This is a genomic window from Bacteroides finegoldii DSM 17565 (genome assembly GCF_000156195.1).
GTDB lineage: Bacteria > Bacteroidota > Bacteroidia > Bacteroidales > Bacteroidaceae > Bacteroides > Bacteroides finegoldii.
Map to the genome: position 1 here is coordinate 88,070 of NZ_GG688327.1, position 11,764 is coordinate 99,833.

At 42.1% G+C, this 11,764-nt stretch carries 14 protein-coding genes and 5 tRNA genes; 2 read left to right on the forward strand and 17 right to left on the reverse strand.

The annotated features are described in order from the left end of the window. Positions 1-80 precede the first annotated feature (80 nt). From rplL to rpsU, 15 genes are all read right to left on the reverse strand, one after another. Positions 81-455 (reverse strand): 50S ribosomal protein L7/L12, encoded by a 375-nt coding sequence (gene rplL, locus BACFIN_RS06240; protein WP_004296358.1) that lies wholly within the window; start codon positions 453-455, stop codon positions 81-83. A 46-nt stretch (positions 456-501) separates the two neighbouring features. Further along, positions 502-1,020 carry a 50S ribosomal protein L10 gene (gene rplJ / locus BACFIN_RS06235; RefSeq protein ID WP_007755658.1) on the reverse strand — a complete coding sequence of 173 codons (519 nt, stop codon included), beginning with the start codon at positions 1,018-1,020 and terminating at the stop codon, positions 502-504. 15 nt (positions 1,021-1,035) lie between these two features. After that, positions 1,036-1,734: a 50S ribosomal protein L1 gene (gene rplA, locus BACFIN_RS06230; RefSeq protein WP_007755659.1), complete on the reverse strand. Its 699-nt coding sequence runs from the start codon at positions 1,732-1,734 to the stop codon at positions 1,036-1,038. 15 nt (positions 1,735-1,749) lie between these two features. Next, complete coding sequence (gene rplK, locus BACFIN_RS06225; protein ID WP_007755660.1) at positions 1,750-2,193, reverse strand: 50S ribosomal protein L11; 444 nt, start codon at positions 2,191-2,193, stop codon at positions 1,750-1,752. Between the two features lie 61 nt (positions 2,194-2,254). Next, a complete protein-coding gene (gene nusG, locus BACFIN_RS06220; RefSeq protein ID WP_007755661.1) occupies positions 2,255-2,797 on the reverse strand; it encodes a transcription termination/antitermination protein NusG in 543 nt (180 codons plus the stop codon). 16 nt (positions 2,798-2,813) lie between these two features. Next, positions 2,814-3,005: a preprotein translocase subunit SecE gene (gene secE, locus BACFIN_RS06215; protein ID WP_004296363.1), complete on the reverse strand. Its 192-nt coding sequence runs from the start codon at positions 3,003-3,005 to the stop codon at positions 2,814-2,816. 14 nt (positions 3,006-3,019) lie between these two features. Further along, positions 3,020-3,092, reverse strand: a tRNA-Trp gene (locus BACFIN_RS06210). 53 nt (positions 3,093-3,145) lie between these two features. After that, a complete protein-coding gene (gene tuf, locus BACFIN_RS06205) occupies positions 3,146-4,330 on the reverse strand; it encodes an elongation factor Tu (protein ID WP_007755664.1) in 1,185 nt (394 codons plus the stop codon). A gap of 50 nt (positions 4,331-4,380) precedes the next feature. Next, positions 4,381-4,452 (reverse strand) — tRNA-Thr (locus BACFIN_RS06200). A 10-nt stretch (positions 4,453-4,462) separates the two neighbouring features. Continuing rightward, a tRNA-Gly gene (locus tag BACFIN_RS06195) sits at positions 4,463-4,535 on the reverse strand. 28 nt (positions 4,536-4,563) lie between these two features. Next, a tRNA-Tyr gene (locus BACFIN_RS06190) sits at positions 4,564-4,646 on the reverse strand. A gap of 126 nt (positions 4,647-4,772) precedes the next feature. After that, positions 4,773-4,846: transfer RNA gene (locus BACFIN_RS06185), tRNA-Thr, on the reverse strand. Positions 4,847-4,943: 97 nt separating this feature from the next. After that, complete coding sequence (hpf, locus tag BACFIN_RS06180) at positions 4,944-5,243, reverse strand: ribosome hibernation-promoting factor, HPF/YfiA family (protein ID WP_007755667.1); 300 nt, start codon at positions 5,241-5,243, stop codon at positions 4,944-4,946. A gap of 16 nt (positions 5,244-5,259) precedes the next feature. Further along, the gene (xerC, locus tag BACFIN_RS06175; RefSeq protein ID WP_007755670.1) at positions 5,260-6,141 is read right to left on the reverse strand and encodes a tyrosine recombinase XerC; all 882 of its coding nucleotides are present in this window, start codon (positions 6,139-6,141) and stop codon (positions 5,260-5,262) included. 70 nt (positions 6,142-6,211) lie between these two features. Beyond that, positions 6,212-6,403, reverse strand: a complete 192-nt coding sequence (gene rpsU / locus BACFIN_RS06170; RefSeq protein ID WP_007755673.1) for a 30S ribosomal protein S21 — start codon at positions 6,401-6,403, stop codon at positions 6,212-6,214. Positions 6,404-6,591: 188 nt separating this feature from the next. On the opposite strand from rpsU, the gene BACFIN_RS06165 reads away from it, so the two are divergent. Together BACFIN_RS06165 and BACFIN_RS06160 are read left to right on the forward strand one after the other, a co-directional pair. Further along, a complete protein-coding gene (locus tag BACFIN_RS06165; protein WP_007755676.1) occupies positions 6,592-8,373 on the forward strand; it encodes an aminopeptidase P family protein in 1,782 nt (593 codons plus the stop codon). 80 nt (positions 8,374-8,453) lie between these two features. After that, entirely contained in the window at positions 8,454-8,972 is a 519-nt protein-coding gene (locus BACFIN_RS06160; protein WP_007755678.1) for a gamma carbonic anhydrase family protein, read from the forward strand. Positions 8,973-9,053: 81 nt separating this feature from the next. On the opposite strand, the gene BACFIN_RS06155 is transcribed toward BACFIN_RS06160, so the two are convergent. Together BACFIN_RS06155 and gltX are read right to left on the reverse strand one after the other, a co-directional pair. After that, positions 9,054-10,277 carry a 3-deoxy-D-manno-octulosonic acid transferase gene (locus tag BACFIN_RS06155; RefSeq protein WP_007755680.1) on the reverse strand — a complete coding sequence of 408 codons (1,224 nt, stop codon included), beginning with the start codon at positions 10,275-10,277 and terminating at the stop codon, positions 9,054-9,056. Between the two features lie 13 nt (positions 10,278-10,290). Then, on the reverse strand, positions 10,291-11,764 hold a 1,474-nt coding region (gltX, locus tag BACFIN_RS06150; RefSeq protein ID WP_007755682.1), incomplete at its 5' end, for a glutamate--tRNA ligase.

The window sequence follows — 11,764 nt, forward strand, 5'->3', positions numbered from 1 at the left end:
ATTTGAAATATATACACAAAAAGGTTAAGAATCCTCTTGCGAAGGATTCCTAACCGAATTACCTGATTACCAGGCCAATGTTATTTAAGTTCAACTTCAGCTCCAGCTTCTTCCAATGTTTTCTTCAATGATTCTGCTTCGTCTTTAGCCAAACCTTCTTTAACTGTGCTAGGAGCACCGTCTACCAAGTCTTTAGCTTCTTTCAAACCAAGACCACAAGCTTCCTTAACGGCCTTAACTACTTGAAGTTTAGCTGCACCAGCGCTCTTCAATACTACGTCGAAAGAAGTTTTTTCTTCTGCGGCAGCAGCACCAGCTGCAGGACCAGCAGCAACAGCTACAGCTGCAGCAGCAGGTTCAATACCGTATTCTTCTTTAAGGATAGTTGCAAGTTCATTAACTTCTTTTACTGTCAAGTTAACTAATTGTTCTGCAAAAGCTTTCAAATCTGCCATTTTTTGTATGATTTTAATTGTTTAAATACTTTGTTGTTTTTGAAAATTATTCGGGTCTCTCACCAAGAGTCTTGAGAACTCCGTGAAGGGTGTTACCACCTGATTGAAGAGCAGAAATAACATTCTTGGCCGGAGATTGCAACAATGCAACGATATCGGCGATAACTTCATTCTTACTCTTGATTGCAACGAGAGCATCCAATTGATCTGCACCAATGTAGAAGCTTTCTTCTGCATATGCAGCTTTCAGTCCGGGAATACCGTCTTTCGCTTTATCCTTGATAAGTTTTGCAGGAACGTTTGCAGTGTTGCAAAACATAACAGCAGTAGTACCCTTCAAAGAATCGTAAAGAGGTGAAAAGTCTTCTTCCAGGCTTTCAAGTGCTTTGTGAAGCAAGGTGTTTTTAACCACCATCAATTTGATGCCTGATTTAAAACAATCTCTTCTCAGTGCGCTTGTAGCAGTAGCGTCCATCGCTGTAACGTCTACCAAATAGAAGTGACCATATTCCTTTACTGTAGCAGCAATTTGCTCTATAATCGTACTTTTATCTTCCTTTCTCATTATTTCTCTGTTTTATTAGATTTCATCCACTGATTTCGGGTCGATTTTGATACCCGCACTCATTGTACTAGAAAGATAAATACTCTTAATATATGTACCCTTTGCTGCGGTCGGTTTCAGCTTGTTCAGTGTAGAGATGAACTCCTTCGCATTGTCGCGAATCTGATCAGGACTGAATGATACCTTACCGATAGAAGTATGAACAATACCGCTCTTATCAACTTTAAAGTCAATCTTACCTTGTTTTACTTCTTTTACAGCTTTAGCAACATCCATAGTTACAGTACCACTCTTCGGGTTCGGCATCAATCCACGAGGACCAAGTACACGACCGAGTGCACCAATTTTACCCATGATAGATGGCATAGTGATAATCACATCAATATCAGTCCATCCACCTTTGATCTTTTCAATATATTCGTCAAGACCAACATAGTCAGCACCAGCTTCTTTTGCAGCAGCTTCAGCATCTGGTGTACAAAGTACCAACACACGTACTTGTTTACCAGTACCATGAGGAAGTGAAACAACACCTCTCACCATCTGGTTAGCTTTACGTGGATCGACACCTAAACGTACATCAATATCCAATGAAGCATCAAATTTGGAAAAAGTGATTTCCTTTACCAAAGATGCAGCCTCTTTCAGTGAGTATGCTTTCCCTGCTTCAATCTTTTCTGCAGCTAACTTTTGATTTTTTGTCAGTTTACCCATTACAATTGAAGTTTATTAGTTATTAACCGGGAACTCCCCTTTTACAGCGATACCCATACTTCTAGCTGTACCTGCAACCATTCTCATGGCAGCTTCCACAGTAAAACAGTTCAAGTCAACCATTTTGTCCTGAGCAATCGTACGAACCTGTTCCCAAGTAAGCTCGGCAACTTTCTTACGGTTAGGCTCAGCAGAACCACTCTTTACCTTAGCCATTTCAAGCAACTGAATGGCAACGGGAGGAGTCTTGATTACAAAATCGAAAGACTTATCTGCGTAGTAAGTAATGATAACAGGTAAAATCTTACCTGCCTTGTCTTGGGTTCTGGCATTGAATTGCTTGCAAAATTCCATGATATTGATACCCTTAGAACCCAAAGCAGGTCCAACGGGAGGTGATGGATTTGCAGCGCCTCCTTTAATCTGTAATTTGATTAGTCCAGCAACTTCTTTAGCCATTTTTTTATTGATTTATATATAAACATTAAACGAAGAACAACAACAGCGTAACAATTCCGCGTTATTCCTTTTCCACTTGCATAAAGCCCAATTCAAGCGGTGTTTTGCGCCCGAATATCTTTACCATGACCTTTAGTTTCTTTTTTTCGCTATTCACCTCTTCAATGATACCACTGAATCCGCTGAAAGGACCAAAAGTAACTTTAACAGTTTCACCAACCACGTACGGAATATTGAGTTCTTCACCCGTTTCCTGCAATTCGTCCACTGTACCAAGTATACGATTCACTTCTGATTGTCTGAGAGGCACCGGTTTCTCGGAGCCGCCTAAAAAGCCTATCACATTCGGAGTATTGCGCAAGTGATGAGAAACCTCACCAACCAAAGCAGCCTCCACCAAAACGTAACCAGGAAGATAACTTCTTTCCTTCACAATTTTTTTACCATTGCGAACCTGGTAAACTTTTTCAGTAGGAATCAATACCTGAGATACATATTCACCAAGGTCGCTGTTTTTAATGTCAGCTTCAAGGTATTCCTTAACCTTAGCTTCTTTTCCGCTAATAGCACGCAGAACGTACCATTTCTTCTCAATCTCAGCCATTTTCAATTCCTAATTTTTAATGTGGATAAACAATTTTTTCCATGAAGTTCTGGAAACAGACATCCATACCCCATACTACCAATGCAATAAGCAGGGAAGCATATAAAACAACTACTGCACTGTTAGCAAGTTCAGAATACGTAGGCCACGAAACTTTATGAACAAGTTCGTCGTAAGATTCTTTAATATAAGCTATTACCTTTTTCATTTCAATAATATTAGCACGGGAGGAGAGGCTCGAACTCCCGACACCCGGTTTTGGAGACCGGTGCTCTACCAACTGAGCTACTCCCGTGTGTACATAATCAGTTCCCGATAAAGAACCGGGAACTGATTAATTATTGTGTATTAGTCAAGAATTTCTGTAATCTGACCAGCACCTACCGTACGTCCACCTTCACGGATAGCGAAACGAAGACCCGGATTCAATGCTACAGGGTAGATCAACTCAACTGTAATAGTTACGTTATCACCCGGCATTACCATTTCAGTTCCTTCCGGCAAAGTGATTTCACCTGTACAGTCCATAGTACGCAAGTAGAACTGAGGACGGTATTTGTTGTGGAACGGAGTGTGACGACCACCTTCTTCTTTCTTCAAGATATAAACCTCAGCTTTGAATTTAGAATGCGGTTTAATCTGACCCGGTTTACAAAGAACCATACCACGTTTGATTTCGTTCTTGTCGATACCACGAAGCAACAAACCTACGTTATCACCAGCTTCACCCTGATCCAACAGTTTACGGAACATTTCAACACCAGTTACAACTGATTTCTTATCTTCACCCAAACCAAGGATTTCGATTTCGTCACCTACGTGGATAACACCTGCTTCGATACGACCTGTTGCTACAGTACCACGACCTGTGATAGAGAACACGTCTTCAACCGGCATCAAGAATGGTTTATCAACATCACGCGGAGGCAATGGAATCCAAGTATCAACAGCTTCCATCAATTCCATCACTTTATCTTCCCACTTTTCAACACCATTCAATGCGCCAAGAGCAGAACCACGGATGATAGGAGTATTGTCACCATCGAAATCATAGAAAGAAAGAAGTTCTCTCATTTCCATTTCAACGAGTTCCAACATTTCTTCATCATCAACCATATCGCACTTGTTCAAGAATACAACCAGACGAGGTACGTTTACCTGACGAGCCAACAAGATATGTTCGCGAGTCTGAGGCATCGGACCATCAGTTGCAGCACAAACGATGATAGCACCGTCCATCTGAGCAGCACCAGTAACCATGTTCTTTACATAGTCGGCGTGTCCCGGACAGTCAACGTGTGCGTAGTGACGGTTAGCTGTTTCGTACTCAACGTGTGAAGTATTGATAGTAATACCTCTTTCCTTTTCTTCAGGAGCGTTGTCGATAGAATCAAAAGAACGCAACTCAGAAAGACCTTTCTTTGCCAACACTGTAGTGATAGCAGCTGTCAACGTTGTCTTACCGTGGTCTACGTGACCGATTGTACCAATGTTTACGTGCGGTTTGGTACGTTCAAATTTCTCTTTAGCCATAGCTTTACTTGTTATTTATTTGATTAATAATCAGCATTTACATCTTTATGAGCTGTTACCGGGATTTGAACCCGGGACCTCTTCCTTACCAAGGAAGTGCTCTACCACTGAGCTATAACAGCAAGAAAAAAGAGCGGAAGACGGGGCTCAAACCCGCGACCCTCAGCTTGGAAGGCTAATGCTCTATCAACTGAGCTACTTCCGCATTCTTGCCAAAGTTGTCACTCTGATCGTGGGCAAAGATGGATTCGAACCACCGAAGGCGTAAGCCAGCAGATTTACAGTCTGCCCCATTTGGCCACTCTGGTATTTGCCCTTAAACAAGTGGAGAATGTAGAGTTGAGGAATTCTTCCCGCCTCAGTTCTCCTTATTATTTTCAATTGAAGTTCCAAATTTCGCATAGAACTCTCAATTTCCCATTCTCAACTTTCCACTTCTTTGAGCCTCTTGTCGGATTCGAACCAACGACCCCGAGATTACAAATCACGTGCTCTGGCCAACTGAGCTAAAGAGGCGTTCTAGCTAAAAAATGCAACCGTCACGTTCTAACGCGAGCGAAACGGCTGCAAATTTAGTTATTTATTTCTTTCCCGCAAAATATTTGGGATTTTTTTATTTGCTACGCTGTTTTTCCTTGTACTTAACCAGTTGTTTTTCGAGTGCTTCCACATCCAAATCAATCGCTTCTTCAAACGTATCACACACTTTGCTAGCATAAAATTCCCCGTTAGGGACAAGTATTTTAATACCTGCTTCTTTATTTGCAGCAACTTCCGGCTTAATTACCTTTAATGACACCTCTACTTTCTTTATATCTTCGTAATATTTTTCCAACTTAGACACTTTTTTCTGAATAAATGCCTGCAATTGCTCTGACGCATCAAAGTGAATTGATTGAATTCTAATATCCATACTTACCTCCTTTTTTTTAGGCTCTTGGATGAGCCTGTTTATACACTTTTTTAAGTTCTTCAAATGTGGCATGCGTATAAATCTCGGTCGTTGTTATACTCTCGTGACCCAAAAGTTCCTTTACTGCACCCAACTCCGCGTTATTATTCAGCATTGTGGTTGCAAAAGTATGCCTCAACACGTGAGGACTCTTTTTTTTCAGCGTCGCCACCTTTGACAGGTTCCGTTTCACTAAATTATAGACCAGATTCTTATAAAGCCGTTCGCCGTTCTCTCTTACAAAAAAAGCCTCCGACCTTTCCGGAATCATTTCGTTTCTTACATCAATATACCCAAGCATCCAATCCCGCAGTTCATCACCGAACGGAATCAACCGCTGCTTGTTTCTTTTCCCGGTCACTTTCAGGCAAGATCCTGAGAAATCCACATCTTTATCATCCAAATCTATCAATTCCGAAAGTCTCATGCCGGTAGCATAAAACATTTCAATAATTAATCGATCCCGACAACCTTTAAACCCCTCGCCAAAGTCCGTCTCATCCAGCAATTTATTCATTTCATTTTCTTTCAGGAATACCGGCAACGTTTTTTTATTTTTAGGTCCCACTATTTTTCGTAATGGATCTACCGTCACCTCTCCTTTCTTCAAAAGAAACTTATAAAATGTCCGGAGCGTACTTAACTTGCGATTTACAGAAGTTGAGGTATATCCCTTATCCATCAATGAAACAATCCATTCACGAATCAGTTCAGCCTCGACCTCCAACGGATCAAATTCCCCATACTCTTCCTGAGCAAACTCCTGTAATTGCCTTATATCCTCACCATACGCAAGAACGGTTTTATCAGAATAATTCCGCTCATACCGGAGATAATCAAGAAAAGATTCTATCAACATAATCGCTACATCTAAATCGTGCAACGAATGTATGAAAAGAATTCAATAATTCAAAGGAAATTACGAATTATTAATCTTCTATTTGCTGAAGTTGTTGTACGTAAACTGCACGTTCTTTCTTAAGTCTTTTAGTTACAGACGGTTTGTCAAACTGCTGTCTGCTTCTCAATTCTTTCACAATGCCAGTTTTCTCAAATTTTCTTTTGAACTTTTTCAGCGCTTTTTCAATGTTTTCGCCTTCTTTTACAGGTACTACAATCATTTTGTTACTATTAATATGTTATGATTAAAAAAATTCCGCAGTCAAATTGCGCCGCAAAATTACACATACTTTCTTTATTCACAAAACTTTCGGCAAATATTTCTCAAAAACTATTCATAAACAGGTCATTAAATGCAGAAAGTTAGTACCTTTGAAACATTTATATGTCTATAATAATATAATAAGGTATGAAACAGAACATAAAAGAACGAGTACATGCTCTGCGCATGACACTCCACCCCAATTACATCAAAGCATTCATTATCCCTAGCACCGACCCTCACCTTAGTGAGTATGTGGCTCCCCACTGGATGTCACGCGAATGGATTTCCGGTTTTACGGGTTCTGCAGGAACAGCGGTCATCCTGATGGACGAAGCGGGATTATGGACCGACTCACGTTACTTCCTTCAGGCAGAGAAAGAGCTGGAAGGTAGCGGCATCACACTCTACAAAGAGATGCTGCCGGAAACTCCAAGCATAACAGAGTTTCTCTGCCAGCACTTAAAACCCGGAGAATCTGTAAGCATCGACGGGAAAATGTTCTCTGTGCAACAGGTAGAACAAATGAAAGAAGAACTAGCGGCGCATCAATTACAGGTAGATATATTTGGAGATCCATTAAAAAACATCTGGAAAGACCGTCCCTCCATACCTGACTCTCCAGCCTTTATTTATGATATCAAATATGCAGGAAAAAGCTGCGAAGAAAAAATATCCGCCATCCGTGAGGAGTTGAGGAAGAAAGGCGTCTACGCTTTATTCATATCTGCACTAGACGAAATAGCATGGACTCTCAATCTACGAGGAAACGATGTACATTGCAATCCAGTCATAGTGAGCTACCTGTTAATTACACAGGATGAGGTGACTTACTTTATTTCACCGGAAAAAGTGACGCCGGAGGTCGAGACTTATCTAAAGAAACAACAAATAGGAATACAGAAATATGATGAAGTAGAGACATTCCTAAATTCCTTCCACGGAGAAAATATTCTTATTGATCCACGAAAAACGAATTACGCGATTTACTCGGCCATCCATCCGAAATGTTCCATTATTCGTGGCGAGTCTCCCGTCACATTATTGAAAGCCATTCGCAATGAACAGGAAATAGCCGGCATCCATGCTGCCATGCAACGGGATGGAGTGGCACTTGTCAGATTCCTCAAGTGGCTGGAAGAATCTGTATCTGCCGGAAAAGAAACCGAATTAAGTATAGATAAAAAATTGCATGAGTTCAGGGCAGCACAACCTCTCTACATGGGAGAAAGTTTCGACACCATTGCAGGATATAAAAAACACGGAGCAATCGTGCATTATTCGGCAACACCGGAAAGCGATGTAACTCTTCAACCTAAAGGATTCCTACTCTTAGATTCAGGGGCACAATACTTGGACGGAACCACTGACATCACTCGTACCATCGCATTAGGCGAACTGACGGAAGAGGAAAAGACGGATTATACCTTAATATTAAAGGGACACATAGCATTGGCTATGGCCAAATTCCCAGCCGGAACCCGCGGTGCGCAACTCGATGTACTGGCTCGTATGCCTATTTGGAATCACAGAATGAACTTCCTCCATGGCACAGGGCACGGTGTCGGGCATTTCTTGAGTGTACACGAAGGGCCACAAAGCATTCGCATGAATGAAAGCCCTGTAATCCTCCAGCCCGGCATGGTTACATCCAACGAACCCGGTGTTTATAAGACAGGCAGTCATGGGATACGTACGGAGAATCTGACGTTAGTCTGCAAAGATGGAGAGGGAATGTTTGGAGAATATCTTAAATTTGAGACTATCACTTTATGTCCTATCTGCAAAAAGGGGATCATCAAGGAGATGTTGACAAAGGAGGAAATCGAATGGCTGAATAATTATCATCAGACTGTTTACGAAAAGCTATCTCCGGATCTTAACGAAGAAGAAAAAGCTTGGTTACAGAAAGCCACTACTTCTATTTAAAGATAAGATATCTGGCACCCGGGTGTCGGGCAACATAATATAGTATCAACTAAAAAACATTATTAAATCAAACAAATCTCATGGCTTTAATAAAATCAGTACGCGGATTCACTCCCGAAATCGGAGAAAACTGTTTTCTCGCAGACAATGCAACTATTATAGGAGATGTAAAGATAGGAAATGACTGTAGCGTCTGGTTCAGTACCGTGCTACGGGGAGATGTCAACTCTATACGGATCGGTAATGGTGTTAACATCCAAGACGGAAGTGTCTTGCATACATTATACCAGAAATCGACTATTGAAATCGGCGACCATGTTTCTGTGGGACATAATGTTACCATTCACGGAGCGACCATCAAAGATTATGCATTAGTCGGCATGGGCTCTACTATTTTAGATCATGTCGTAGTGGGTGAAGGAGCAATCGTAGCGGCCGGATCGCTGGTACTAAGCAATACTGTGATTGAACCCGGAAGCATCTGGGGCGGCGTACCTGCCAAGTTCATCAAGAAAGTAGACCCGGAGCAGGCAAAGGAACTGAACGAGAAGATTGCCCACAATTATTTGATGTATTCGCAATGGTATAAAGAAGAATAAGCCAGTTTTACAGATGACTTATAAAAAGATAGCGGGAGACTCTTTTCGGAAAGAGTCTCCCGCTATCTTTTTATAGAAACATCAAAAATTAATCATATTCATGATTTTTTCCGTCGCACCGGACTTACTGGTCACATAATATCCGGCATTCTTTCCCGTCTCGTCTAAAAAGTCTTTGTCTGTCTGGAAACGGTCTAACAGGCTTTTCAGTTCTTCGTAATCTTTGATGGAGTAAGCACCTTTCGCTTCCAACAGTTCCACGGCTTCCATAAATTTCTGATACTTCGGCCCGAAAATGACAGGGATACCATACACGGCAGCTTCCAGCGTATTATGAATACCAACACCGAAACCGCCACCAATATAAGCAATCTCTCCGTAGCGGTAGATGGAAGACAGTAAGCCGAAGCAATCGATAATCAGACAATCCGCTTTCAATACATTTTTTTCATCGGCACGAGTATAGCGCACATACGGACGTTTCAACTTACCAATAATCTCCACCAGATGATTCTCGTCAATCACATGCGGAGCGATAATCAGTTTCATTTCCGGATGATTATTGAAATATTCGAGAAACAGATCTTCATCCGGTCCCCACGAACTGCCGGCAACAAAAGTGAAAGCATTGTTTCCTTTGAACTTCTCCACCAGTGGAAGGTCTTTCGCCTCCTCACGTATTTGCAGTACCCTGTCGAAACGGGTATCTCCCACCACTGTTACACGGAGAATGCCAATCTTCGACAGATAACGTTTGGAAGCCTCGTTTTGCACAAACAGATGGTCGAAATCTTTCAGGACATTGCGATAGGTACCGCCATACCATTTAAAAAACACTTGGTCGCGGCGGAAAATAGACGACACACTATATACCGGAATCCGGCGCTTGTGAAGCTCATCCAGATAATTCTTCCAAAACTCATATTTGATAAAGAACGCCATACACGGATTAGTGATATCAAGGAACTTCCTCACATTCCGGGGTTTATCAAACGGCAGGTAGCAGACAATATCCGCTCCCCGATAATGCTTGCGCACCTCATAGCCCGAAGGAGAAAAGAAAGTCAGCAATATCTTATAAGCAGGATATTTTGCCCGAATCATTTCTATCAACGGACGCCCCTGCTCAAATTCTCCCAATGAAGCGGCGTGGAACCAGATATACTGTTCCCCCTTTTCCACCTGCTGGCGCAAAAGTTCGTACACCACCCAATGCCCCTTCATCATCTTACGGGGCTTGCGGCTGAACGGTGCGGCCAGATGAACGATAAAGTCATAAATGACTATTGCCAGGTTGTAAAGCATAGTACTATGTCGATTACTTCAAAACCTCAACCGCACGTTTGATACGAGCTATTGTTTCTTCTTTACCCAATACCCAGGAAATATCGAACATATGCGGGCCTTTTCCTTCGCCCACCAATGTCAGACGAAAGGCATTCATGATATTACCTGTATGGTAACCTTTCTCTGCAATCCAGTCCATAACGACTTTCTCCTGTCCTTCGATACTGAAGTCCTCGATACCGGCAATGACTTCCGCCAGTTCAGTCATACATTTTGCAGAATCCTCTTTCCAGCGTTTCTTCACCGTCTTTTCATCATATTCGGTAGGAGCTACGAAGAAGAAGCTACATACACCCCATAATTCTTTAATGAAACTGACACGGTCTTTCATCATGCCAACTACTGTCACCACCTTTTCGAAAGGAACTTCCACACCTTGTTCTTTCAAAAATGGCAAGAACAGTTCCGCAATTTCTTCATTAGGTTTCTGCTGTATATATTGATGGTTGAACCATATACCTTTTTTATAATCGAATTTGGCTCCCGACTTGCTGCAACGATGAAGATCAAACAGCTTTATCAATTCCTCCATCGACATTACTTCCTGATCGTTACCCGGATTCCAACCCAACAAGGCAAGGAAGTTGATCACCGCTTCCGGCAAATAACCGGACTCACGGTAGCCCGAAGATATTTCTCCGGATTTCGGATCGTGCCATTCTAACGGGAACACAGGGAATCCCAAACGGTCACCGTCACGTTTGCTCAATTTTCCATTTCCTTCCGGTTTCAACAATAAAGGCAAGTGAGCAAATTCCGGCATTGTATCTTCCCAGCCGAAAGCACGATACAACAACACATGCAATGGTGCGGAAGGCAGCCATTCCTCACCACGGATCACATGAGAAACTTCCATCAAATGGTCGTCAACAATATTCGCCAAATGATAAGTAGGCAGTTCATCAGCCGATTTGTAAAGGACCTTATCATCAAGGATGGATGAATTGATGATAACTTCTCCACGAATCAAGTCGTTCACACGAATATCTTCATTCGGCTCTATCTTGAAACGGACAACATACTGCTTGCCTTCTGCAATCAGCGCATCTACTTCTTCTTCCGGCATTGTCAATGAATTGCGCATCATGCCGCGCGTAGACGCATCGTACTGGAAGTTCGCAATTTCCGCACGTTTGGCATCCAATTCCTCTGGAGTATCAAAAGCAATGTATGCTTTTCCGTTCTCCAACAGAACCTGCACATATTTTTTATAGATATCGCGACGCTCCGACTGACGGTAAGGACCGTGTTCGCCACCGAAACTCACTCCTTCATCAAAGTGGATACCCAACCATTTGAAAGATTCGAGGATATACTCTTCCGCTCCCGGAACAAACCGGTGAGAATCAGTATCCTCAATACGAAATATTAAGTCTCCGCCGTGTTGACGCGCAAATAGATAATTATACAAAGCTGTACGCACACCACCAATGTGCAATGCTCCC